This window comes from Pseudomonas parafulva (assembly GCF_000800255.1).
In the GTDB taxonomy this organism is placed as follows: domain Bacteria; phylum Pseudomonadota; class Gammaproteobacteria; order Pseudomonadales; family Pseudomonadaceae; genus Aquipseudomonas; species Aquipseudomonas boreofloridensis.
This window is the reverse complement of record NZ_CP009747.1, coordinates 767,364-792,561: the sequence shown is the minus strand read 5'-3', so window position 1 is coordinate 792,561 and position 25,198 is coordinate 767,364. Positions and strand designations below refer to the sequence as shown.

Below are 25,198 nucleotides of genomic sequence, written 5' to 3'. Positions count from 1 at the left end.
ACTCCACGATCGTCGTACCATCCCGCAGACAGGCTGGACGATAAATCCGCTGCGCACACGCCGGATGCGTAAGCGTTTTTTGCCGAATGACGCCAAGGCGCCACCTGGCTCGAAAACGGCGAAGTATACCCCACTGCCCTGACCTGCGGCAGGCTGGGATGACAGACGTTCCCTTTGCCCCGCCATCGCTGCAAGGTGCTAGAATTCAGCATCGTTTATTCCCCAAGGTAGCCCCGTAATGTCCTTCGCCGAGCAACTGACCCGCCTGCAAGCCTTCCTCGACGCCGACGAGCTGCACGAAGAGGCGCTGGACTACGTCGCCGCACACGGCTACCTGACCGCGCTGTCGATCTGCTCGGAGGAGGTGCCCGAACGTGAATGGATCGACGCGCTGTTCGCCGAGGAACCGCATTACGCCAGCGAAGCCCAGCACGTCGAAATCGAGGCCACCCTGGTCGCCCTCAAAGGCCACATCGCCCGCCAACTGGCCAGCGACGAGGAATTCGACCTGCCCTGCGAGCTCGACCTGACCGACGAGCCGGACGATTCCGAACTGCGCGGCTGGTGCATCGGGTTCATGGAAGGCGTGTTCCTGCGCGAAGAAGCCTGGTTCGAGAATGCCGAAGAGGAAGTCAGCGAAATGCTGCTGCCGATCATGGTCGGCTCGGGCCTGTTCGACGAACAGCCGGAGTTCGCCGACATCGCCAGCAACGCCAACTTGCAGGACGACATGATCGTGCAGATTCCCGAGGCCCTCAGCGCCTTGTTCCTGCTGCTGCACGCCCCGGAAGAGAAGCCGGCACTGCTCAAGCCACGCCACCACTGATCGGCGGTGGTGCGCTATCTGCTGCTGGCCATTGGCTGGCTCAGTGTCGCGCTGGGGGTGATCGGCATCTTCTTGCCGGTCTTGCCGACCACCCCGTTCCTGCTGCTGGCAGCCGCCTGTTTCGCCCGCAGCTCCCCGCGCTTTCACGCGTGGTTGGTCGAGCATCCCCGGCTCGGCCCCTGGATCCGCGACTACCTCGATGGACAGGGCATTCCACTCAAGGGCAAGGTGTACGCCATCGGCCTGATGTGGGCCAGCATCGGCCTGTCGTGCTACTTGGTGCCCCTGTTCTGGGCACGGGCCTTCATGCTCACCAGCGCCGTGCTGGTCAGTCTCTACATCCTCAAGCAGAAGACCCTGCACCGGCCCTGAACAGGCCGGCGCAGCCGCCTGGCAATCAGACCGTATCCACCTTCAACGAATGATCGTTGAGCATGCCGTTGATCAGCGCCGCCGTGTCGTAGCCGGCAGCGATCAAGCCGCCAGCGCCCGGGGTCACCCCGTAGTGCTGCGCCAGGTCGACACCCGCCAGGTCGATGGTCTGGGTCGGCGCCGCACCCGCCACGCTGCTCACTTCCAGGGTCGATACCACCCCGGCACCACTGCCGCTGATCTTGAAATGCAGGTAGTCGTCCAGTGACGCCGCCGTGGCGTTCTCGCCCTGCAGCAGTTGCGACAGGTCGAGCGTGTCGCTGCCTGGGGTGAAGTCGGTGACGCGGTCGTGCCCGCTGTCGCCCTGCTGCCAGACGAAGGTGTCGTTGCCGCTGCCCCCCGTCAGGGTATCGTTGCCCGGCCCGCCGATCAGGGTATCGTTACCCGCGCCGCCGACCAGCAGATCGTCGCCCTTGCCGCCATTGAGCACATTGTCGCCGTCGTTGCCGAACAGCCGATCGTCATGGTCAGAACCGATCAGGTTCTCGATGCTGACCAGGGTATCGAGCCCAGCACCCACGGTATTCTGTTGCCCGACATGGGCCAGATCCACGGTCACGCCCGTGCCAGCGCTGGCATAGCTGGCGGTGTCATTGCCCGCGCCGCCGTCGAGCAGGTCGTCGCCTGGCCCGCCGATCAGCAGGTCGTTGCCCTCCCCACCGTACAACCGGTCGTTGCCCTCTCCCCCCACCAGCACATCGTGCCCGGCGCCACCGATCAAGGTGTCGTCGCCGTTACCCGCCAACAGCACATCGTCGCCCGCACTCCCCACCAAGGTGGCCCCCGCCTGATAGGTGATGTCCACAGCGCCAGTGGCGACGCCGCCATGGTTGTCGCTGAGGGTATAACTGTCGTGCCGGACTTCGTTCTCGGCCTGGCTGTAATCGATCACCAGGCTCAATTTGTAACTCTCGGCCGCCTTGCTGTTGCCTTGCGCATTCTCAGTGTTGATCACATGCAGGCTGTACACCCCGTCATGGCTGGCGGTGAAGCGGCCACCATCGTCGATAGCCTGATAATTGCCCGTGGTGTCCTTCCACTGCATCTGCAGATTGCCGGCCGGACGGTCGTGGTCCAAGGTCAGGCTCTCACCCTTGCGCAAGCTGACCGTCAGCGTGTCTTCGTCGTTGGCATTGCTGGTGCTGATGGCGCCCAGGTAGCCCGCGACCACCAGCGCGGCGGTCATGCTGCCCGACACCGCCGTGAAGTCGCTGCGCAGCAGTTCCTTGAATTGGTTGGCCGTGGTGTTGGCCGTACCGTCGAAGCGCAGGGTCTGCACCTGACCGGCGGCGGCGAAGCCGGCCCCCTTGTCGGCGAAGCCGGTGGTGAAGGTGGTCGGCGCGGCACTCAGGCGATCATGGTCAGCATCACTGTCGTTGGCCAACAGGGCCTGCATCGGCACGCTGATGCTGGCCCCCGTGATGTTGGTGATGATGTGGTCGGCCCCGGCGACCGGCGCGCTGTTGCTGTTGAGCTGCACCACCAGGCTGGCGCTGCTGGTATCGCCGTCGTTGTCGCTGACGGTGAAACCGAAGCGCTCCACGTGGCGACTGCCATCGTCCTTGGGCGGCGCGTAGGTGAACTCGCCGGTGTCCATGTCCACCAGCAGCGTACCGCCGAGTGCGGTCTTGACTGCCAAGGTATTGCCCTGCGTGTCGAAGCTGGCCTTGTCCGGTCCGCCCGACACGCTGTAGCCACCCTGCCCGCCATTGGCTTTGGGGTCGAAGGTGTAGGTGGTGCCATCGACCAGCAATGCCTTGATGAAACCGCCGTCGGCACCGAAGTGCCCGCCACTCAACAGGCTGCCGGTGATCGGCGCGCCCTGCACGGTGCCGGTGAGTACCGCACTGAGCTGACTGAGGTCGGTGACCACCACCGAGCCGGTGTCGACATGGCTGCTGCCGTCGTAGGCCAAGGGATCGAGATTGGCCTGATTGACCCCGGTGCCCATACCGATTGCGTAGGACTTGATGCCTTGGTCGTCAAGGAACCGCTCCCAAGCGGCCTCGCGTACCGACGTCATAGCGTGCCCATTGGTCGGTACACCATCGGAGAAGAAATAGCTGACGTTCTGCGCCCCGGCGATCTTTCCGCTGCTGAGGAAGGCTTCTTGGGCCTTGGTCACCGCCGAGTCGTAGTAGGTGGAACCGTCGGCGGTCAGCCCTGCGACCACGCTCTTGGCCTCGGCGATCGACACCCAGACCGGCGTCTTGACCCAGGCGCCGGTAGCAAAGGTCACCACCTGCACCTTGATGTCGCCCATCTCGTCGTAGCGCTCGAGCAACGCGTTGATCGACTGCTTGGCCAGGTCCAGTCGGCTCAGCCCTTGAACACCGGAGGCGAAGTTCATGCTGCCGGACACGTCGATCACCAGCAGGATGTTGGAGTCCAACTGGCCTGGCGTGATGCTGCGCTCGGCGCACACAGCTTTGGGTACGTCATCGACGATGGAAATGGCGATGGTGCTGGTCACGCTGTTGCCCAGCGAATCGGTGGCTTTGTAGGTGAATTGCTCGATGACCCGGTTGGCACCGTCATCGGCACCACTCGGCGTCTTCGGCGCCGAGGTGAGGGTATAGGTGTAGGTGCCGTCCGCATTGACCTGAATCTGGCCGAACTGACCGACCGTACTACCGACCAGGCTATAGGTCACGGCACCCACGCCACCGCCGACCGAGCCCGCCAGGTTGCCAGTGGCCGTTTCGCCGGTGGACTGCGGATCGCTGCCGATGACCGTACCCGCGGCCAGATCGTGGCCGTCCTTGACCAGATCCAGCGCCTTTTCGTACACCGTCACATCGCTGTTCTCACAGGCCAGCAAGCGGCTGTCCTGCACGTTGATGGTCAGAGTCGTGCTGCTTTCATCGCCATCGGCATCACGGATGGTGTAGACGAACACGTCGGTGGCACCGGCCTTGGATACGCTGTTCGGGTTGGCGTGATAGGTGGCGTTGCCTTGGGCGTCGAGGGTCAGGTAACCGTACTGGCCAGCCACCTGCACACCGAGCTGGCCAATCGCCGATGTCGAGGTATCCGACCCGGCGCGCACGCCCACGACATACTGGCCGTCGGCCCGCACGTCGGCGCCGACGATGTCATTGTCCAGCACATTGCCGCTGACCGCGCCGCCTTCGGTCACGCTGGCGACGTCGCAGTGCGCCTTCGGCACGTCATCGACGATGCTGATGACCACGGTGCCCGTGGTCGAGTTACCCAGCGAATCCTTCACCTGATAGGTGAACGACTCCGTCAGCGTATTCGCCCCGTCATTGAGGTTATCCGGCGACTTCGGCGCCGAGGTGAGCGTGTAGGTGTAGGAACCATCGGCGTTGAGCTGGATCTGGCCGTATTGGCCGACAGCGTTGCCCACCAGCGCGAAGGTCATTGCACCGATGCCGCCGCTGACCAACCCGGCCAGTGAGCCAGAGGCGGTTTCCGCGGTGGAATGCGGATCGCTGCCGGTGACCGTGCCCGGCGCCAGGTCATTGCCGTCCTTGACCAGATCGAGGGCCTTTTCGTACACCGTCACGCCACCGCCTGGCGCAACCACCAGCGAGCAGTCGTGGATATCGATGGTGATGGTGGTGGTGCTTTCGTCGCCGTCGGCATCGCGGATGGTGTAGACGAACACGTCGGTGGCACCGGCCGGCGTCACGCTGTCCGGCCTGGCGTGATAGGTGGCGTTGCCCTGGGCATCGAGGGTCAGGTAACCGTACTGGCCGACCACCTGCACGCCGAGCTGGCCAATGGCCGAGGTGGAAGTGTCGGCGCCCGCGCGCACGCCCACGACATACTGGCCGTCGGCCCGTACATCGGCACCGATCACATCGTTGACCAGCACATTGCCGCTGACGCTGCCGCCCTCGTAGACGTTGACGAAATCGCTGTCCGCCTTCGGCACGTCATCGACGATGCTGATGACCACGGTGCCCGTGGTCGAGTTACCCAGCGAATCCTTCACCTGATAGGTGAACGACTCCGTCAGCGTATTCGCCCCGTCATTGAGGTTATCCGGCGACTTCGGCGCCGAGGTGAGCGTGTAGGTGTAGGAACCATCGGCGTTGAGCTGGATCTGGCCGTATTGGCCGACAGCGTTGCCCACCAGCGCGAAGGTCATTGCACCGATGCCGCCGCTGACCAACCCGGCCAGTGAGCCAGAGGCGGTTTCCGCGGTGGAATGCGGATCGCTGCCGGTGACCGTGCCCGGCGCCAGGTCATTGCCGTCCTTGACCAGATCGAGGGCCTTTTCGTACACCGTCACGCCACCGCCTGGCGCAACCACCAGCGAACAGTCGTGGATATCGATGGTGATGGTGGTGGTGCTTTCGTCACCGTCGGCATCACGGATGGTGTAGACGAACACGTCGGTGGCACCGGCCGGCGTCACGCTGTCTGGCCTGGCGTGATAGGTGGCGTTGCCCTGGGCGTCGAGGGTCAGGTAACCGTACTGGCCGACCACCTGCACGCCAAGCTGGCCAATGGCTGAGGTGGAGGTGTCGGCGCCCGCGCGCACGCCCACGACATACTGGCCGTCGGCCCGTACATCGGCACCGATCACATCGTTGACCAGCACATTGCCGCTGACGCTGCCACCCTCGTAGACATTGACGAAGTCGCTGTCCGCCTTCGGCACGTCATCGACGATGCTGATGACCACGGTGCCCGTGGTCGAGTTACCCAGCGAATCCTTCACCTGATAGGTGAACGACTCCGTCAGCGTATTCGCCCCGTCATTGAGGTTGTCCGGCGACTTCGGCGCCGAAGTGAGCGTGTAGGTGTAGGAACCATCGGCGTTGAGCTGGATCTGGCCGTATTGGCCGACAGCGTTGCCCACCAGCGCGAAGGTCAAGGCCCCTACGCCGCCACTCACCGTTCCGGCCAACGTTCCGGACGCGGTTTCCGCGTTCGACTGCGGGTCGCTGCCCACCACGGTGCCCGGGGCGAGGTCGTTGCCGTCCTTGATCAGATCGAGCGCCTTCTCGTACACCGTCACCCCATCGTTGGGACCGACGATCAGTGCACAGTCGCGGACATCGATGGTCAGGGTGGTAGTGCTCTCGTCGCCGTCTCCGTCGCGCAGGGTGTAGACGAAGACATCGACCGCACCGGAGGGCGGTGCGACATTGGGATTGGCGTGGTAGACCGCATTACCGGCGGCATCGAGGGTCAGGGTGCCATACAGGCCCACCACGGCAGTTCCCAGGTTGCCGCTGGCCGACGTCGAGGTGTCGGCGCCCGCGCGCACGCCCACCACATACTGGCCGTCGGCCCGAACATCGGCGCCGATCACATCGTTGACCAACACGTTGGCGCTGACGGTGCCGCCCTCGTAGACCGTGGCGACGTCGCTAGACGCCTGGGGCACGTCGTCGACAATGTTGACGTCCAGGCTGGCCGTGGCGCGGCTGCCGTCCGTGTCCTGGGCAATCACACTGAAATGCTCGCTCAGGCTGTTCGCCCCCTGGCCGTCAGGGTGGCCTTCGTTACCGCGCAAGGTGTAGCTGTAGCTCACCACGCCGGTGGCCGGATCGTAGCCGAGCAGGGTCAAGGTGTTGCCCAGGGCCGTGACGATCGACTGCGGGAAGCCCGCGACCACGCCACCACTGACCACGGCGATGCCACCGACGCTCAGGCTCTGCAGGCCGTCTGCCGCGCTGACCGTGAAGCTGCCCTGCTGGGTCAACGCCGCCGGATCGGGGGAGGTGCCCGTGCTCAGGTTCTTCTCGTAGACCGTCAGCTCACCGCCGTCCACGTCCAGGCCACGGAGGATCACCGGATCGTCCAGATTGGTGACGTTCAGGGTCAGGGTCGCGTTGCTGGTATCGCCGTCGGCGTCGCGCAGGGTGTAGGTGAAGGTCTCGGTGCCGCGCCCGCCTCCGTGGAGGTTCTTGAAGTCCGCAGCGTCGGGGTTGAGGGTGTAGGTGTAGGAACCGTCGGCCGCCAATTGCAGGGTGCCATAGGTGCCGGCATAGGTGCCGGCGACCACCGGGCCGCTGGCAATGCGGTCGGCGCCCTGGATGTCGTTGTCCAGCACGTTGCCGGTCAACTGCACCGACTGCTCGTTGGCGCTGAGCGGATTGCTGTCGTTGACCGCCGTGGGCACGTCGTCGCGGATGATCACATCCAGCGAGCCGCTGGCGGTATCGCCGTCGGTGTCGCTGGCCAGCACCGCGAAGTGCTCGCCCAGCAGGTTGGCGCCGTCGCCTGCGGGTTGCTGCTCGGCGCCAGTGAGGGTGTAGCTGTAGCTGACCAGGCCGTTGCCCGCGTCATAGCCGGTAATGGTCAGTTGGTTGCCAAGGCCGGTGGTGATCGACTGGCCAACACCGGTCACCACGCCGGCGATGACCACGTTGATGCCGCCGACGCTGAGGTTGAACAGCCCGTCGAGCGCGACCACGGTGAAACTGCCGGTTTGCGTCAGGGCCTGGGGATTGGGCGCCGAGCCTTGTGGCAGATTGGCTTCGTTCAAGCTCAGCTCTGCGGGACTCAGGTCGAGACCGCCCAGGGTGACAGGGTGGTCTGGGGGCGTAACCGGCGGAGTGACAGGCGGATTCACCGGAGGCGTCACCGGCGGTGTAACAGGTGGAGTGACCGGTGGAGTCACAGGCGGCGTGACAGGCGGCGTGACAGGTGGCGGATTGGTCGCGGGGCCCGCGCCTGGGGGATTACCGCTCGGGTCGAGTCCGCCGAGGTCACGATTGGCCAACTCGGGCGTGCCATTGAAACCGGCGGTGGGGAAACCGACCGTAGGGTCGACTCGCCCGGCGACCTCGGTCAGCAGCACGAAGCTGTGCCCACCGCCCAACGCACCCGGTGCGCCATTGGCACCGGGACCGGCGGCAGGCGCCTCGCCTTCCTGGGTCGGGTCACCGCCCGCGGCGATGGCCTGCTGCAAGCGCTCGACGTCGCTGAGCTGGGCCTGGGTGGGCGTCGGATCGGGCGCCTGGACGTGGGGCGCATGATTGGCCAGCAGGTCCGGCGTGAGCGTCAGGCTGCTGCCTCGCCCGAGGGTCAGCTCGGCACCGTTGGCTAAACGAACTGCCACGGCACCACCCAGGCCCGTGTCCAGTTGCTCCCCAGCGAACAGCCGATCGCCCTCCACCAGCAAGCGCCGGGCACCATCACTGGCGACCGCGAACACCTGACCGATCACCTTGCTCACCACCCCGATTGAACCCGCCATGAACATACGCCTCCGATGCTGGTGCTCGTTACAGGCGATTCCGGAAACCGCGCGACGCGATCAGGTTCAACCACTTCACCTGTCAGATCCGTGAGAAATCCCGCTCACTTTGGACCTAATACGCAGGGACTAATACCAAGTAGCCATCAATTAATCGCCAATATTTTGTCGCCAAAATACGCCTAAATTTTGCTTTCCGGCGCCCGCACTGCAAACAAGCGTGGAACTTTCAGTAAAGCCCGGAAATCAGGTACTTCAGCCAATTAACCGAGCGACTGTGTAGAACAATGTCCCGGTTTTCTTAGAGCTCATAAGTTTTTTTTCGCATATCACTTATGAAGAAATCTTCTTAGCTTTGCCACGAAATGTTCTTAGCTCTGTTGTTACAAACCTGAAACGGTTTTAACATGCATTTCCGTCATTTTTTTGGCGAGTGCAGCACCTTATTCGATCAGGGAGAAGTACCCGATGCGCGTTCCAACCCCCATCACCAGTGCCATCTTGTTGGCCATGGTCTGTGCCAACGCACAGGCGATGTCGATCACCGAGGCCGTCCAGAGTGCCGTGGACTACCACCCTCAGATCAGTTCCAACCGCAACAGCAAGCTCTCGGCCGATGAGGATGTGAAGTTCGCGCGCGGCGGCTACTTCCCCACCGTCGACCTGGTCGCCGGCTACGGGCGCCAGCGCTCGGACAACCAGAACACCCGTGGGGTGAACCCTGATGGCACGCGCAACCACGACAAGGCGACCCTGAACTACACACAGTCCGAACTGCGCCTGCGGCAGATGATCTTCGACGGTTTCAACACCTCCAACGAAGTCGGTCGCACGCAATCGGTGGCCACCTCGCGCGCCTACTACACCCAGGCCGTGGCCCAGGACGTGGCGCTGCGCGCCATCGAGGTGTATCTGGAGGTGCTCAAGCGCCGCGAACTGGTGACCCTGGCTCGTAACAACCTGCAAGCGCACCTGCGCGTGAACGATCAGATCGGCCTGCGCAGCGAACGCGGCGTAGGCAGCACCGCCGACCTCGACCAGTCCCGCGCCCGACGCGCGCTGGCGGAAAACAACCTGGACACCGCCGAAGTGGACCTGGCCGACGCCGAGGCCAACTTCTACAGCGTCGTCGGCCGTCAGCCGGACGAGCTGGAAGCACCGAGCAGCATCAAGATCCAGATGCCCAACACCCTGGACGAAGCCCGCCAGGGCATGCGCGAGAACAACCCGTACCTGAAATCGGCACAAGCCGACGTGAATGCCGCCGAGAAGCAGTACGAAGTGGCCAAGTCGCCCTTCTACCCGCGCCTGGATGCGGTGCTGGCCACCGGCGCCAACAACAACACCGGCGGTGAGCGCGGTCACAGCAACAACGACTGGCAAGCCGGCGTCGAGCTCAGCTACAACCTGTTCCGTGGCGGCAGCGACAAGGCGCGCCTGGAGTCTGATTCGTACAAGATTAACCAGGCCATGGACATCCGCAACAACGCCCTGCGCGAGCTCACCGAGAACCTGAGCCTGGCGTGGAACGCCATGAACAATGCGCGCAAGCAGACCCCGAGCGCTCGCGAATACGCCGAGACCACCACGCGGGTGCGCGCGGCGTACCAGGACCAGTTCGGTCTGGGCCAACGCACCCTGCTCGACGTGCTCGACAGCGAAAACGAGCTGTACAACGCCAACCGCCGCTACACCGAAGTGCGCTACACCGAGGAGTACTCGATGTACCGCGTGCTGGCGACCATGGGCGAGCTGCTGACCAAGCAGCGCATCACCCTGCCGCCGGAAGCCATCGCCACCACCGAAGTCCGTACTCAGGCGCAATTGCCCGAAATGCGTTAAGCCCTGCGACGCGGTCGGGCGTGCGCCTCGACCGCTTCCCGTCCCGCGCGACAGGAGTAGGCCATCGTGACGTCACTGCACCGCACACCGCCGCCCGAGGCGGCGGACGACCCCCTGCTCGATGGCCTGCTGATCCTGTGCAAGGTGCACGGCTGCGCGGCCAGCCGTGCCAGCCTGTGTGCCGGCCTGCCGCTGCCCGAGCAGCGCCTGGACCTGGCCCTGCTGCCGCGTGCCGCCGCACGCGCCGGGCTGCAGGCGCGGGTGCTGCGCCGTGAACTGGGCGCGATCAGTGCGCTGAACCTGCCCGTGCTGCTGCTGTTGAGCGATGGCCGCAGCGCCGTGCTGCAACGTTGGGGCGATGACGGCCAGGCGCTGATCCTGCCCTGCGAGGCCGAAGGCGGCGAGCAGTGGGTGCAGCGTCACGCGCTGGAACAGGTCTACAGCGGGCACGCCCTGTTCGCCCGCCCTCGGCATACCCTCGAAGCGCTGCGCGCGCCCCTGCTGCCCCGGGTCGAAGCCTGGTTTCGCGACACCCTCAAGCATTCGCGCGGGCTGTACGGCGACGCCTTGCTGGCCAGCCTACTGATCAACCTGCTCGGACTGCTGGTACCGCTGTTCGTGATGCAGACTTACGACCGCGTGGTGCCCAACCAGGCGCTGTCGACCTTGTGGGTGCTGGTGATCGGCCTGTTCATCGGCACCGCCTTTGAGCTGGTGCTGCGCATGGTGCGCGCGCACTTGCTGGACCAGGCCGGCAAGAAGACCGACCTGATCCTCTCGGCCACGCTGTTCGAACGCATCACCGGCATGGCCATGAAAGCGCGCCCCGCCAGCATCGGCGGCTTCGCCCAGAGCATCCACGACTTCCAGGGCCTGCGCGAATTCCTCACCGCCGTCACTCTCACCAGCCTCATCGACCTGCCTTTCGTGCTGCTGATGCTGCTGGTGATCGGCCTGCTCGGCGGCTGGCTGGTGCTGATCCCGCTGCTGGCCTTTCCCGTGGCCATGGGCGCCGCCCTGCTGATCCAGGCCCGCTTGCGCGACACGGTGGACAAGAGCTTGAGCCTGGGCGCGGTACGCCAGGCCTTGCTGATCGAAACCCTCGGCGGCCTGGAAACCCTCAAGGTCTGTGGCGCCGAGAGCGAGCGCCAGTACCAGTGGGAGCACACCAACGGCGCCATCGCCCGGCTCGACGCCCACGCCCGCAACCTGGCGTCGCTGGCCACCAACGGCACGCTGTTCATCCAGCAGTTCTGCGGCATGGCGACCATCGTCGCCGGGGTCTACGCGATCATCGCCGGCGCCCTGAGCGTCGGCGCCCTGGTCGCCTGCTACATGCTCGGCAGCCGGGTGCTGGCGCCACTGGGGCAGATCGCCGGGCTGATCACCCGCTACCAGCAGGCGCAACTGACCATGCGCAGCACCGACGCGCTGATGGCCCTGCCCCAGGAGCGCCAGCCCGACCAGCAGGTGCTGGAACACACCGCGTTGCAGGGCGGCATCGACGTCAGTCATGTGAGCTTTCGCTATCCCGGCCAGACCACGGCGGCCCTGAACGACGTCAACCTGAGCATCACCCCCGGCGAACGGATCGGCATCATCGGCCGCAGCGGCTCGGGCAAGAGCACCTTGGGTCGCCTGCTGATGGGCCTGTATCACGCCGACGAAGGCCAGGTGCTCCTGGACAACCTGGACCTGCGTCAGTTGGATGTCGCCGACCTGCGCCGCCAACTCGGCTACGTGGCCCACGACCTGCCATTGCTGGCCGGCAGCCTGCGCGACAACCTCACACTCGGCGCCCGCCACGTCAGCACCGCGCGCCTGCTCGAGGTGGCCGCGTTGACCGGCGTCGACGCGCTGGCCCGCCAGCACCCGCAGGGCTTCGACCGGCCCGTGGGCGAACGCGGGCAACTGCTCTCCGGCGGCCAGCGCCAGGCCGTGCTGCTGGCCCGCGCGCTGCTGCTGGAGCCGCCGATCCTGATGCTCGACGAGCCGACCAGCCACTTGGACAACAGCAGCGAGGATCAACTGCGCCAGCGTCTACTGGACTGGGTGCCGGGCAAGACGCTGCTGCTGGTGACCCACCGCAGCTCGATGCTCGCGCTGGTGCAGCGGTTGGTGGTGCTGGACAACGGCAAGGTGGTGGCCGATGGGCCGAAGGATGCCGTGATCGAGGCCCTGCGCAAGGGCCGTATTGGCGCGGCGCTGTGATGAGCGTCCGCTTGGCGTGAGGTGAACCATGTCCCTGACCGACACTGCACGCACTGCCCCCGCAGACGCCGAGCGCGACTACATGCCGGAGCTGGCCGGCGCCACGCTGCAGGACTCGCCGCGCCTGTCGCGCCTGACCGTGTGGCTGGCCGGCGCGTTGCTGCTGGTGGCGCTGATCTGGGCGCACTTCGCCGTGCTCGACGAGGTTACCGTTGGCGACGGCAAAGCCATTCCCTCCTCCAAGGTGCAGGTGATCCAGAACCTGGAGGGCGGCATCGTCACCGAGATTTTCGTGCGCGAAGGGCAGATGGTCGATAAAGGCGCGACCCTGCTGCGCCTGGACGACACCCGCTTCAAGTCGAACAAGGGCGAAAGCGAGGCCGACCGCTATGCCCTGACTGCGCAGGTCGAGCGTCTGTCGGCTGAGGCCGAAGGACGCCCCTTCGTGCTCTCCGACCCGGTACGCGCCAAGGCGCCCCAGGTGGCCGAGGACGAGATCGCCCTGTACCAATCGCGCCAGCGCCGCCTGGCCAGCGAGAAGCAGACGCTCAACGAGCAGTTGCGACAGAAGACCCAGGAGCTCGCCGCGTTCCGCTCCAAGGTGGACCAGTACCGCTCGGCGGTCGGGCTGCTGCAGCAGGAACTGGACATGTCTTCGCCACTGGTGAGCAAAGGTGCCATTTCACCGGTGGAGATCCTGCGTCTCAAGCAACGCAGCGTCGAGGCGCGCGGGCAGCTCAACGCCACCAACCTGGCCATCCCCCGCGCCGAAGCGGCCATCGCCGAAATCCGCAGCAAGATCCAGGAATCGGATGCCGGCTTTCGCTCCGACGCCGCCAAGGAGCTCAACGACAAGCGCACCGAGCTGTCGAAACTGACCGCCACCAGCATCGCCATCGACGACCGGGTCAACCGCACCACGGTGGTCTCGCCGGTGCGGGGCATCGTCAAAGTGCTCAAGGTCAACACCATCGGTGGCGTGGTCCAGCCCGGCAGCGACCTGATCGAGATCGTGCCGATCGAGGACAACCTGCTGATCGAGGCCAAGGTGCGCCCGCAGGACGTGGCCTTCCTGCATCCGGGGCAGACGGCGATGGTCAAGTTCAGCGCCTACGACTACACGATCTACGGTGGCCTCAAGGCGCGCCTGGAACTGATCGGCGCCGACACCGTCAGCGACGACAAGGGCAATGCGTTCTACCTGATCCAGGTGCGCACCGAGAACAATCACCTGGGCACGACCGACAAACCGCTGCTGATCATCCCCGGCATGACCGCGACGGTGGACATCATCACCGGACACAAAAGCGTACTGGACTACCTGCTCAAGCCGGTGCTGAAGGCGCGCACCGAGGCCCTGCGTGAACGCTAGGCCCGGCCCTGGCCGTGATTGCGCTCGAAGGTCTCGGCGCCCATGGCCTGGATCTGCCCTTCGATCAGCGCCTCGAACGGGCGCAGCAGCGCATCGAACCGGACCGGCGCCTCCAGGACGTCGAGCGCCTGCACCACCGCCTCGATCGTCGACAGCGCCCCCGGCTGCGGCGCCTTGCGCAGGCGATAACGCGAAGGCGGCACCTGGCCCAGGGTCAGGCGTGGCAGCGCGTCGAGCAGTGGGTTGAGGTACAGCAGCTTACGCGCCTTGCGCCAGGTACCGTCGGGCACGATCAGCAGCAGCGGCAACGCGTCGTGCTCGGCGTAGGGCTGCACGATCTCTGCCTGCTCGCCGGGAAACAGCAGCGCCGGGCGATAGCCTGGCGTGGCCAGCAACGCGGGCAACTCGTCGAACACCTCGCCGCTCAGCAACTCGGCATTGCGCAGGCCCAAGGCGGCCAGTCGCGCGGTGTTCAGCGCATGGGTGGCCTCGCTGGCGTGCTGCAGCAGGACCACGCGGGTACGGCTGGGCAGCGATGGGATCAGCGCGCAGAGGCAGTGGGCAAGCGGACGCTGGCAGCGTGTGCAGCGGGGTCTGGACATGGGCTCTCCTCAAGGCGCGCAGTGTGCCACACCGGCCTGCGGTGTGGCTGCTGATCGCCGTGATGACGCCCTCTTCGCGCTTACCGGCTGAAGCGCTCCGCCAAGCTGTGCAGGTACTCGGCCATGCGCTCCAGGTCCTGGCTTATCTCGGCGCCCTGCTTGGCCTGCCCGGCGCTCTCGTCGCACAACTGGGCGATGCGCACGATCTGCTGGTTGATGTCCTCGGCCACATGGCTCTGCTGCTCGGAGGCCGTCGCCATCTGCTGGCTCATGCCGGTGATGCGGCTGACGGCCTGGACGATGCCGGTCAGCGCCGTCTGCACCGCCTCGACGCTGTGCATGCTGTCGCGGGAAATCTGCTCGCCGCGCCCGGCGCTGGTCACCGCACGCTCGGCGCCAGCACGCAGCGTATCGATGATCTGGTGGATTTCCTCGGTGGACGTGCGGGTGCGCTGCGCCAGCGAACGCACCTCATCGGCCACCACCGCGAAACCGCGTCCCTGCTCGCCCGCACGCGCGGCTTCGATGGCGGCGTTGAGCGCCAGCAGGTTGGTCTGTTCGGCGATGGCGGTGATCACGTCCACCACGCTGCCGATGCTCTGCGTCTGCTCGGCCAGGGCGTCGACCGCCTGGCTGATGTCACCGACCGCCTCGCTCATGCTGCCCATGGCGCGCAGGCTCTGGCGCGCCAGTTCGCTGCCCTGCTGCGCCAACTGGTCGGCATCGCCGGCAGCATGGGCGGTGCTCTGCACATTCTGGGTGACCTCCTGGATGGTCGCGGCCATCTCGGCGATGGCGGTGGCCGACTGGTCGGTTTCGCTGCGCTGACGGTCGAGCATCCGCGCCTGGGCGTCGGACAGCTCAGCCGACTGCGCAGCCCGCGACTTGACCCCGACGCCCGCGTCCACCAGGCGAGTCAGGGCCGTCTGCAGCCGCGCCTCTTCGCTGATGATGGCCAGGTCGAGCTGCCCGCGCAGACCCGGGTTGTCACTGTAGGTCAGCGCCACCAGCGGGCTGGTGAAGGCCTTGGGGTGATCGGCGAGGGTGCGGCGGATGGCCCGGTTCTGGCGGTGCTCGATCAGCCAGCCGGCGCCGAGCAGGCTGGCCAGCAGCACGCCGAGGGCGCCCGGCAGCGGCAGCCACAGCATGCCCGCGGCGGCGATCGCTGCCGCGACCAGCAGGGGTCCACCGGTGCCGAGCCATTGGGTCAGGTGCGCCACCTTCGGCACCGCTGAACGTCCGGCATTGAGCCGTGCATAGAGCGCCTCGGCGCGGCGAATCTGTTCGCGGCTGGGCACCGAGCGCACCGACTCGTAGCCGCTGAGCCGACCGTTCTCGTAGACCGCCGTGACATAGGCGCTGACCCAGTAGTAGTCACCGTTCTTGGCCCGGTTCTTCACCACCCCCATCCAGGCTTTGCCTTGCTTGATGGTGTCCCACATGTGACCGAATACCGCCGGTGGCATGTCGGGATGGCGCACCAGATTGTGCGGCTGGCCCACCAGTTCCTCGTAGGTGAAACCGCTGATGGCCACGAAGGCCTCGTTGCAATAGGTGATCCGACTGTCCAGGTCGGTGGTGGAGATCAGCCGCTGCTCACTGGGGAAAGTTCTTTCTTGCTCGGTCACGGGCAAATTCGTGCGCATCGCGGGCGGTCCTTGCTGGTTCGGGTGTAGGGATTGAACAAAACGTTTACAGGTTTAGCAGAGCGCGTCAGTGCCGGATAACGCCATTCGACGAACAGCCACCGACGCGACGACGCGGTGATAGGAAAAGGCCGATCAGGCCCAGGGTGGCGCCGGTCATCAACCGACGTTCAACTGCGACTTGAGCAAGTCACGAAAAGTCTGGATCAGCGGTTCGCGACTGCGGCCCCGGCGAATGATCAGGGAAAACGGCGCCTGGTAGCCGAAGGTCGCGGGCGACAGCACACGCAGGTCGCCTTTGTCGGCCCAGGCCTGGGCGTAATGCTCGGGCAGGTAGCCGATGTAGGCGCCGGAGAGGATCAGGATCAACTGCGCCTCCATGCTCTCCACCGTGGCCGCGCTGTGCTTGAAGCCATGCCGGGCCAGTTCCGCCTGGCTCCAGTAGCCGCGCCCGACCATGCGCTGCTGGGTGATGACCTGGGCGGGGATGCGTCGCTCGGCGTACAGCGGATGACGGTTGCTGCAGTACAGCCAGTGCTGCTCGCGGTACAGCGGTTGGTACAGCAACCCGCTCATGCGCGAAGAAAAGGCGCCGATGGCCAGGTCCAGGCGGTTGTCCTGCACCCCCAGTTGCAGCTCGTAGGGGCTGGACACCGACAGGTGCAGGTGCACCGCCGGGTGCTCCTGGCTATAGGCACCGATCGCCTCGGCCAGCGGCAGGGCGCGGTCGCCCACGGTGGAGTCGATCACGCCGAGGTTGAGGGTGCCGCGCAGTTCGCCCTTGAGCGCGGCGGCGTACTGCTCGAAGCCGTCCAGCTCGCCAAGCAGGCGCAAGGTCTCCTGATGGAACAGCTCGCCCTTGCTGGTCAGGCTGAAACCGCCACGGCCGCGGTGGCACAGCACCAGGCCGAGGCTGCTTTCCAACTGGCTCATGTAGGTGCTGATGGCCGACGTGGACAGGTTGAGGTCGCGCTGGGCATTGGCGAAGCCCTGGTGACGCACCACGCTGGCAAAGATGCGCAGCAGCTTCAGGTCGGGCAGCGTTGAGGCCATGACACACCGGTCCACTCGGAAAATTCCGACAGAGTCTACCGCGCCTGGAGAGTGATAGTTTAGAAATTCCTGAAGTAAGTATTTGTCGGTAGCGATTCTTCCGCGCCACTACCTCTCGCACACTCGGCCGAAATGTCCCTGGTCGCCGGCCCCGTGCCTGGCTCGAGCGCGCCGCGACACAGGTTCGAACAAACACAACAATCGACCGACTGATGAGGCCCACCGTGGACAAGATTCTCCACCAACCACTGGGCGGCAACGAAATGCCGCGTTTCGGCGGCATCGCCACCATGCTGCGTCTTCCCCACCTGCAGAGCGCCGAAGGCCTGGACGCGGCCTTCATCGGCGTACCGTTGGACATCGGCACCTCGCTGCGCGCCGGCACCCGCTTCGGCCCTCGGCAGATCCGCGCCGAATCGGTGATGATCCGCCCCTACAACATGGCCACCGGCGCCGCCCCGTTCGACTCACTGTCGGTGGCCGACATCGGCGACGTGGCGATCAACACCTTCAACCTGCTCGACGCCGTGCGCATCATCGAAGAAGCCTACGACCAGATCCTCGAACACAACATCATCCCGCTGACCCTGGGCGGCGATCACACCATCACCCTGCCGATCCTGCGCGCCCTGCACAAGAAACACGGCAAGATCGGCCTGGTGCACATCGACGCCCACGCTGACGTCAACGATCATATGTTCGGCGAGAAGATCGCCCACGGCACCACCTTCCGCCGCGCCGTCGAAGAAGGCCTGCTGGACTGCGAGCGCGTGGTGCAGATCGGCCTGCGCGCCCAGGGCTATACCGCCGACGACTTCAACTGGAGCCGCCGCCAGGGCTTTCGCGTGGTGCAGGCCGAGGAGTGCTGGCACCAATCCCTGGCACCGCTCATGGCCGAAGTGCGCGAAAAGGTCGGCGGTGGCCCGGTGTACCTGTCGTTCGATATCGACGGCATCGATCCGGCCTGGGCGCCCGGCACCGGCACCCCGGAGATCGGTGGCCTGACCACCATCCAGGCCATGGAGATCATCCGTGGCTGCCAGGGCCTGGATTTGATCGGCTGCGACCTGGTGGAGGTCTCGCCGCCCTACGACACCACCGGCAACACCTCGCTGCTGGGAGCGAACCTGCTGTTCGAAATGCTCTGCGTGCTGCCGGGCGTGGTGCACCGCTAGGCCCGAATCCATGCGACACCCCGGGCAGGAGCCGTGGGACAGGGCCATAGAGGCCCGCCAACACTCGATGAGGAGCACCGGGCGCGGTCAGCGTGCCCGGATCGATCTCGCATAATAAAGATAATCGGAGACACCCATGGCCTTGGACATCATCGTTGTACTGATCTACGCCGTCGGCATGCTGGGATTGGGCTGGTACGGCATGCGGCGGGCGAAAACCCACGAAGACTACCTGGTGGCCGGACGCAACCTGGGGCCCACGCTGTACATGGGCACCATGGCCACCACCGTGCTGGGCGGCGCCTCGACCGTCGGCACCGTGCGCCTGGGCTACGTGCACGGCATTTCCGGCTTCTGGCTGTGCGCAGCCCTGGGCCTGGGCATCGTCGCCCTCAACCTGTTCCTGGCCAAACCGCTGCTGCGCCTGCGCATCTTCACCGTGACCCAGGTGCTGGAGCGCCGCTACAACCCCATGGCGCGCCAGGCCAGCGCGGTGATCATGCTGGTCTATGCATTGATGATCGCGGTGGTCTCGACGCTGGCCATGGGTACCGTGCTGCAGGTGCTGCTCGATGTGCCGTTCTGGATGGCGCTGCTGTTCGGCGGTGGCGTGGTGGTGGTGTACTCGACCATCGGCGGCATGTGGTCGCTGACCCTCACCGACATCGTCCAGTTCGTCATCAAGACCGTGGGCCTGATGTTCATCCTGCTGCCGGTGTGCGTGTTCAAGGTCGGCGGCTGGGACAGCTTGGTGGCCAAGCTGCCAGCGGCGAGTTTCCAGCTCACCACCATCGGCTGGGACACCATCGTCACCTACTTCCTGATCTACTTCTTCGGCATCCTCATCGGCCAGGACATCTGGCAGCGAGTGTTCACCGCACGTGACGCCAAGGTGTGCCAGCGCGCCGGCACCGCGGCCGGTGTGTACTGCGTGATCTACGGCCTGGCCTGCGCGCTGATCGGGATGGCCGCCCATGTGTTGCTGCCGGACCTGGCCAACCCCAACAACGCCTTCGCCGAAATGATCAAGACCACCCTGCCCGACGGCATCCGTGGCCTGCTGATGGCCGCGGCCCTGGCGGCGATGATGTCCACCGCCAGCGCCTGCCTGCTGGCCGCCTCGACCACCCTCACCGAGGACCTGCTGCCACGGCTGCGCGGCGGCAAGCAGTCGAGCCTGAACGTCAACCGGCTGTTCACCCTGCTGACCGGCCTGGCGATGCTGGCCATCGCCCTGGTGGTGGACGATGTGATCGCCGCACTGACCCTGGCCTACAACCTGCTGGTCGGCGGCATGCTGATCCCACTGATCGGGGCGATCTTCTGGAAACGCGCGACCACCGCCGGCGCCATCGCCAGCATGTCGCTGGGCTTCGCTACGGCACTGTTGTTCATGGTCAAGGATGGCCTGGAAGCCAACTCGCCGATCTACTACAGCCTGGCGGTCGGTCTGGTGAGCTTCATCGTGGTCAGCCTGCTGTCGCGCAAGCCGATGGCAGCGGTCAACCTGGCCTGATCCACGACTGGCGTTTTCGCCCGCAACGCAAAAGGCCGCCGCCTCCTGCTCAAGGAGGCGGCGGCCTTTTTCCTGTCGCGGTCAGCGCCGACGGGGCTGGCGCTTGCGCTGTTCTGCGTCGCTGGGAACCGGCACCGGCTGCAGCGGTGGCGGAATCAGACCCAAGGCGACGCCGAGGTCATGGAGCCAGTTGGTCATTGGTTTATTCATCATTGCCCCCTTTACGGGTCAGCCTCACGGCGAAGCGGTTCTGCGGTGCGTCAAACAGATCATAGTCGGATGTTCTGATTGTCGCCTGCGTCTAATCCTACACATAGGGCCGATTCTGCCGCAGATCAAGCGCGAAAGGCGCCAGCCGACGGTCGGTTAACTGTTTCACCTTGTTGCGATGGCGATACCTACACCGCTCCGGGGGTGATTTGCGGCTTGGCCGACACCTTGTCGAAGGTGGCGGCGTCCAAGGCATCGCTCTCCTGATCAAGGCGCAGGCGCGGGCTGTCGGCGCCCGGAATGGCACTGTCGATCAGGCTGAGCAGGCGCGAACCGCGTTCGGTCAGCACGAAATTCTCGCCATTACCGCCCTCCTCTTCAGGGCGCGGGGCGATGAAGCCACGGTCGAGCAGCAGCTTTTCGTATTCGCAAGCGCGGGTCTTGAGCCGGTCCACATCGCCCACTGGCTCACCGGCACTGGCCAGCGCTGCCGCGTGCTGTTCGGCGTAGGGGCGCGGAGTGAAATGTTCACCTGCGCCGTTCTGCACTTCGTGCAGCAGGCGTTCGATCAGATCCCAGTCGTAGGTGCTCGTGCTCATGGCGGTGGCCTCGTTCAATGGGCGAAGGGCTGTACAGAGGGTGGGACCGGCGGCGTGTCGCTGGCGTTCAAAACGTCTGCTGGTCAATGACCTTGTGCGTTCAGGCGGGGCACCGCTCGGTCGATAGCGGTAGGAGGCAAAGCGCTTGTCAGTCCGATGCCTTGAGCACTGATGCCTTGAGCACGAGGAGTGCAAAGGCGACAATTCCTACGCCAAAAAAGGAAAAGACAAAAAGGAACTCGAGTTTGAACAAGAAACAGCGTGACGAAATAAGCAAATTCCTGAGCTATGTACTGCGCCATGCACCTCACGCCATCGGCCTGACGTTGGACCGCGATGGCTGGGCCGAAGTGGATACCCTGCTGCAGAACGCCGCCCAACACGGGCGCAACTTCGACCTCGCTGCGCTGCGCGAGGTGGTCGATACCAACGACAAGAAGCGCTTCACCCTTTCGCAGGACGCCTGCTACATCCGCGCCGCCCAAGGCCACAGCACCGATCAGGTGGATGTCCAGCATGTCGAGAAAACGCCTCCGGCCCTGCTCTATCACGGCACCGCGAGCCGCTTCATGGCCTCCATCGAACGCCAGGGGCTGCTAGCGGGCACACGTCACCATGTGCACCTCAGCGAAGATCCGCAGACTGCCCTGGGCGTGGGCAAACGCTACGGGGAGCCCGTGTTGCTGGAGATCGATACGGCGAAGATGCGCGACGCTGGCGCGAGGTTCTATCAAGCGGACAATGGTGTGTGGCTGGTGGATCACGTACCGGTGGGCTTCTGGAGTCGGTCACAGCGGGCGTGCTGACTGGCTGCCGTGCCATCACCCCCCAAGCTTGAAACACCTCAGCACAGCGCGATCTTCGCCACCTTCGGCGCAGGTCGCAAAGACGCAGCACTGCTCAGGGCAGCCCCTCCATATCTCGAATCCCCGAGGCACACGTCCCCAGGCGATGGCCCTTTCACGAAGAATGGACAAGGCGTACGACTCGACCGTCAGATGAAGAAGTCGAGCCGGAAGTAGACCGGACGCTCTTTGTCGGGCACGGCGTCCGGGCGCTCCAGGCTCTGGGCGAAAGTGACGCTGGCAGCCAGGTGCCGGCCCCGGGCGAACAACTCCAGCGAGTGGCTACTGGCGCGGCCGTGACGGTCGCCGTTGTAGCGGTCGTTGCGGATCACGCCCAGGTCATAGCCCAGGCCCATCCCGTACTCGGCGATCGCCGGCTGCAACACCGGCCAGGTCACCGGTCGGGTCCAGCGCAGGTCGTTGCGCCAGTAGGCGCCGCTGTCCCCGGACAGCGATTGATCCTTCAAGCCACGCACCGACGACAGCCCGCCGAGGCTGATGCGCTGCGGGCTGAACAGCACGTCCTCGCTGCGCTGGGCGGTGGCCAGGCTGGAGAAGGACAGGTTCTCGCCAAGCACCTGGAAGCCTTGCACGTAGCTCAGCGTGGCGGTGTACTTGCGGTAGCGCGCCACTGGCTCGCCGGGCTGGGGATGGCCGTTACTCTGGGCGTCGAAGGCGCCGATGCCCGACTGAGTGCCAAGGTCAAGGTTGACGAAGGCGGTGCCGATACGCCGGCCGTGGTTGATGCCGAACTGCGCTTCGCTGAGGCGGTTGCTGCTGGCTTGCAGGCGGCTGTCTTCGATGTAGTTGTTGGTGCGCAGGTGCGCCAGGCCGACGTTCACCGAGGTCTTGCTGGTGGCATCGCGGTGCAGCACACGGTCGGCGCGCAGTTGGTGGTTCTGGCTGTCTCCGGTCTGCTTGAACGTGAAGCCGTTGGCCTGGGCTTCGGAGCGGTAATCGGACTCGCTGTAGCTGTAGCTGAAGTTCCACCACCCCCAGGGCAGGTTGTACGCCAGCGTACCGTTCTTCGACCCTTGCGTGTGGTCGCTGACCACATCGTGACCGCCGCGCAGGCTCAGTTGGTCGGCCAGGCCCAGGGGGCTGTCCCATTCGAAACCCAGGTTGACCTGCTGCTCGCCGGTGCTGCGCTGGCCTTCGTTGTTGCGCGACAGTGAGGCGCGCCAGGGCTTGTCGGGCTGGCCTTTGACCTGCACCACACTGGCGCCGACGGCGTCACCGGGCAGCAGCTCCATTTGCGCACGGGTCGAAGGCAGGCGATTGAGCTGGTCGACCATCTGCTCGATCTCGCGCAGGTTGAGCACCTCGCCTTCACGGCCGGGGAAGGCCATGGCGATCTCACGCGGCGACAGACCGCTGGCCGGGTCAGCCCGCAGACCTTGCACACGCCCTTCGACCACCAGCACCTGCAGGTGACCGCTGGACAGGTCCTGCTGCGGCAGATAAGCGCGGCTGGTGACCAAGCCACGGTCCAGGTACAGGTCGGTGATGGCCTTGAGCAGGACATTGAGTTGACTGACGCCCAGGCACTGGCCGATGAAGGGCTTGGTCAGACGCTCGCGGTCGGCGGCGCTGAGGCTGTCGGCCCCCTTGATTTCGAGGGTGCGGATGGTGAAGCAGCGGGTGTCTTCGGGCAGCGGCTGGGTGCTGGGCGCCGGCGTGTTACCAGGCAGGTCGCGCAGCTCATCGAGGCGCCGCTGCTGTTCTTGCAGCAGGCGGTCCTGACGATCGCGAATGAGGTCTTGCTCCAGCGGCGTGGCGGCCAGGGCGTCGGCGCCGGAGAAACCAACAGTCAGCAGCAGGAGCGCGTGAGCGGCACGCGTGCGAAACCATGTCGCCATGTTCCAGTCCCTGGACGGTAAAAAACGGGGGGCGAAGCATAACCTCATGGCTTTTTGACGTCAATTTGCCATCAGCTGTACTACCAAGCCCTCTGGGTCATTGACCTGAACCTTTGCCGCCGGGCGCTACTCCACCCTGTGACTGCACAAGGAGGAAACGACGATGAACGTTCTGTGCCGCATGACCCTGTTCGCCAGCCTGTCCTGCGCCCTGCCCGCCTGGGCGTGCACGCCCGACGAGGCGACGCAAAAACGAGAGGAACTGGCAGGGCTGGTGACGCAACTGACCGAGCAGAACCCGCAGAAGGCCAAGGAAATCAACGAAGAACTCCAAGGCATGGAGTTGGGCACGGCGAGCAAAGACCTGCCGGACAAATGCCAGCTGATCGACAAGCGGATTCAGGAGTTGAAGGAAGCGGAGCGCAAGGCAGGATAATCACGGGCCATGCCTGTGCAGGAGCGACCTCGCGCCGCTCCTGCACCGTTGTGCAATTACTCGGCCTTCGGCGCGCGCTTTTTCAGCGGCGCCAGGCCATCAGCGCTGGTCAGCGGGGCATTCGGACGCGGCTTGGCGCTCGGCTTGCGTTTGGCCACTGCCTTCTTGTCACCGGCCTTCTTGTCGGTCTTTTTCTTCTTCACGCCCGCCGCCTTGCCCGACGCCTTGACCTTCTTCGGCCCGCTGTAGGTGCCCTTGACCTCCTTGATCACCCGGCGCTCGAACTGCTGCTTGAGGTAGCGCTCGATGCTCGACATCAGGTTCCAGTCGTTGTGGGTGATCAGCGAGATCGCCAGACCTTCGCCACCGGCACGCCCGGTGCGGCCGACGCGGTGCACGTACTCGTCGCCGCTGCGCGGCATGTCGAAGTTGATCACCAGGTCCAGGCCATCGATGTCCAGGCCGCGCGCGGCCACATCGGTGGCCACCAGCACCTTGGAGCTGCCCTGCTTGAAGCGCTCGATGGCCAGCTTGCGGTCCTTCTGGTCCTTCTCGCCATGCAGCACGAAGGCCTTGACGTCCTTGGCCACCAGGTGACCGTAGATGCGGTCGGCCAGGGCCCGGGTGTTGGTGAAGATGATCGCCTTGTCGAAGGTCTCGTTGGCCAGCAACCACTGCACGATCTGCTCTTTGTGCTGGTCGTGGTCGGCGGTGATGATCTGCTGGCGGGTGCCTTCGGCCAGTTGGGAGACGCTGTTGAGCATCAGGTGCTCAGGATCCTTCAGCACTTTGCCAATGATGTCGCGCAGCGCCGCGCCGCCAGTGGTGGCGGAAAACAGCAGGGTCTGCTCGCGCTGCTCGCACTCTTTGCACAGGCGCTCCATGTCGTCGGCGAAGCCCATGTCGAGCATGCGGTCGGCTTCGTCGAGGATCAGCACCTGCACGTGCGACAGGTCGAGGTTGCCGGCGTTGAGGTGCTCGAGCAGGCGGCCCGGCGTGCCGATCAGCACGTCCGGCACCTTGCGCAGCATCGCCGCTTGTTCCTTGAAGTCTTCACCGCCAGTGATCAGGCCAGACTTGATGTAGGTGAACTGCGAGAACAGTTGCACCTGCTTGAGGGTCTGCTGGGCCAGCTCGCGGGTCGGCAGCAGGATCAACGCACGGATTTCCACGCGCGGGCCGCTGAGGTCGACCAGACGGTTGAGCAGCGGCAGCACGAAGGCGGCGGTCTTGCCGCTGCCAGTCTGCGCCGTCACGCGCAGGTCGCGCCCTTGCAGGGCCAGGGGGATGGCCGCCGCCTGCACCGGGGTCGGCTCGACAAATTTCAGCTCGGCCACGGCTTTGAGCAGGCGTTCGTGCAGGGCGAATTGGGAAAACACGGGTGTACCTCA

16 protein-coding genes and 2 pseudogenes are annotated in these 25,198 nt (G+C 65.2%); 9 read left to right on the top strand and 9 right to left on the bottom strand.

Translation table 11 applies throughout. The annotated features are described in order from the left end of the window. Positions 1 to 238: 238 nt before the first annotated feature. Both NJ69_RS03485 and NJ69_RS03480 read left to right on the top strand, forming a co-directional pair. Positions 239 to 826, top strand: coding sequence for a YecA family protein (locus NJ69_RS03485; protein WP_029612941.1), 588 nt, complete (start codon positions 239 to 241; stop codon positions 824 to 826). Between the two features lie 9 nt (positions 827 to 835). Next, complete coding sequence (locus NJ69_RS03480; RefSeq protein ID WP_029612940.1) at positions 836 to 1,198, top strand: YbaN family protein; 363 nt, start codon at positions 836 to 838, stop codon at positions 1,196 to 1,198. Between the two features lie 25 nt (positions 1,199 to 1,223). Here NJ69_RS03480 and NJ69_RS03475 read toward each other — a convergent pair whose 3' ends face one another. Next, positions 1,224 to 8,441 (bottom strand): retention module-containing protein, encoded by a 7,218-nt coding sequence (locus tag NJ69_RS03475; protein ID WP_039583081.1) that lies wholly within the window; start codon positions 8,439 to 8,441, stop codon positions 1,224 to 1,226. A 468-nt stretch (positions 8,442 to 8,909) separates the two neighbouring features. Between NJ69_RS03475 and NJ69_RS03470 the strand changes: the two genes are divergently transcribed. From NJ69_RS03470 to NJ69_RS03460, 3 genes are all read left to right on the top strand, one after another. Further along, positions 8,910 to 10,283: a TolC family outer membrane protein gene (locus tag NJ69_RS03470; protein WP_039576240.1), complete on the top strand. Its 1,374-nt coding sequence runs from the start codon at positions 8,910 to 8,912 to the stop codon at positions 10,281 to 10,283. Positions 10,284 to 10,349: 66 nt separating this feature from the next. After that, positions 10,350 to 12,494 carry a type I secretion system permease/ATPase gene (locus NJ69_RS03465; RefSeq protein ID WP_039576238.1) on the top strand — a complete coding sequence of 715 codons (2,145 nt, stop codon included), beginning with the start codon at positions 10,350 to 10,352 and terminating at the stop codon, positions 12,492 to 12,494. A 28-nt stretch (positions 12,495 to 12,522) separates the two neighbouring features. Further along, positions 12,523 to 13,866, top strand: a complete 1,344-nt coding sequence (locus NJ69_RS03460; RefSeq protein WP_039576237.1) for an HlyD family type I secretion periplasmic adaptor subunit — start codon at positions 12,523 to 12,525, stop codon at positions 13,864 to 13,866. Here NJ69_RS03460 and NJ69_RS03455 read toward each other — a convergent pair. The 4 genes and pseudogenes from NJ69_RS03455 to NJ69_RS03445 all read right to left on the bottom strand — a co-directional run bounded on the left by NJ69_RS03455 (position 13,863) and on the right by NJ69_RS03445 (position 17,167). Beyond that, positions 13,863 to 14,468, bottom strand: coding sequence for a tRNA-uridine aminocarboxypropyltransferase (locus tag NJ69_RS03455; protein WP_039576235.1), 606 nt, complete (start codon positions 14,466 to 14,468; stop codon positions 13,863 to 13,865). The genes NJ69_RS03460 and NJ69_RS03455 overlap by 4 nt on opposite strands. An 80-nt stretch (positions 14,469 to 14,548) precedes the next feature. Further along, positions 14,549 to 15,070: pseudogene (locus NJ69_RS23105) on the bottom strand (methyl-accepting chemotaxis protein); the annotation flags it as partial. A 732-nt stretch (positions 15,071 to 15,802) separates the two neighbouring features. Continuing rightward, positions 15,803 to 16,114, bottom strand: a pseudogene (locus NJ69_RS23100) (PAS domain-containing protein); the annotation flags it as partial. A gap of 159 nt (positions 16,115 to 16,273) precedes the next feature. Further along, positions 16,274 to 17,167, bottom strand: coding sequence for a LysR family transcriptional regulator (locus tag NJ69_RS03445; protein WP_029615208.1), 894 nt, complete (start codon positions 17,165 to 17,167; stop codon positions 16,274 to 16,276). A 224-nt stretch (positions 17,168 to 17,391) separates the two neighbouring features. On the opposite strand from NJ69_RS03445, the gene speB reads away from it, so the two are divergent. Together speB and NJ69_RS03435 are read left to right on the top strand one after the other, a co-directional pair. Beyond that, the gene (speB, locus tag NJ69_RS03440) at positions 17,392 to 18,342 is read left to right on the top strand and encodes an agmatinase (RefSeq protein WP_029615209.1); all 951 of its coding nucleotides are present in this window, start codon (positions 17,392 to 17,394) and stop codon (positions 18,340 to 18,342) included. Between the two features lie 136 nt (positions 18,343 to 18,478). Next, on the top strand, positions 18,479 to 19,858 hold the full coding sequence (locus NJ69_RS03435) for a sodium:solute symporter (RefSeq protein WP_039576230.1): 1,380 nt from the start codon (positions 18,479 to 18,481) through the stop codon (positions 19,856 to 19,858). Positions 19,859 to 19,939: 81 nt separating this feature from the next. On the opposite strand, the gene NJ69_RS23035 is transcribed toward NJ69_RS03435, so the two are convergent. Both NJ69_RS23035 and NJ69_RS03430 read right to left on the bottom strand, forming a co-directional pair. Beyond that, complete coding sequence (locus NJ69_RS23035; protein ID WP_348529585.1) at positions 19,940 to 20,068, bottom strand: PA1414 family protein; 129 nt, start codon at positions 20,066 to 20,068, stop codon at positions 19,940 to 19,942. Positions 20,069 to 20,256: 188 nt separating this feature from the next. Continuing rightward, positions 20,257 to 20,667, bottom strand: coding sequence for a hypothetical protein (locus NJ69_RS03430; RefSeq protein WP_029615210.1), 411 nt, complete (start codon positions 20,665 to 20,667; stop codon positions 20,257 to 20,259). A 245-nt stretch (positions 20,668 to 20,912) separates the two neighbouring features. Between NJ69_RS03430 and NJ69_RS03425 the strand changes: the two genes are divergently transcribed. Next, positions 20,913 to 21,473, top strand: a complete 561-nt coding sequence (locus NJ69_RS03425) for an RNA 2'-phosphotransferase (RefSeq protein WP_039576227.1) — start codon at positions 20,913 to 20,915, stop codon at positions 21,471 to 21,473. 188 nt (positions 21,474 to 21,661) lie between these two features. Here NJ69_RS03425 and NJ69_RS03420 read toward each other — a convergent pair whose 3' ends face one another. Continuing rightward, the gene (locus NJ69_RS03420) at positions 21,662 to 23,371 is read right to left on the bottom strand and encodes a ShlB/FhaC/HecB family hemolysin secretion/activation protein (protein WP_039576225.1); all 1,710 of its coding nucleotides are present in this window, start codon (positions 23,369 to 23,371) and stop codon (positions 21,662 to 21,664) included. A 163-nt stretch (positions 23,372 to 23,534) separates the two neighbouring features. Here NJ69_RS03420 and NJ69_RS03415 point away from each other — a divergent pair, with 163 nt between their 5' ends. Continuing rightward, complete coding sequence (locus tag NJ69_RS03415; RefSeq protein WP_039576224.1) at positions 23,535 to 23,807, top strand: hypothetical protein; 273 nt, start codon at positions 23,535 to 23,537, stop codon at positions 23,805 to 23,807. 56 nt (positions 23,808 to 23,863) lie between these two features. Here NJ69_RS03415 and NJ69_RS03410 read toward each other — a convergent pair whose 3' ends face one another. Further along, positions 23,864 to 25,186, bottom strand: a complete 1,323-nt coding sequence (locus tag NJ69_RS03410; RefSeq protein WP_039576222.1) for a DEAD/DEAH box helicase — start codon at positions 25,184 to 25,186, stop codon at positions 23,864 to 23,866. Positions 25,187 to 25,198: the final 12 nt, after the last annotated feature.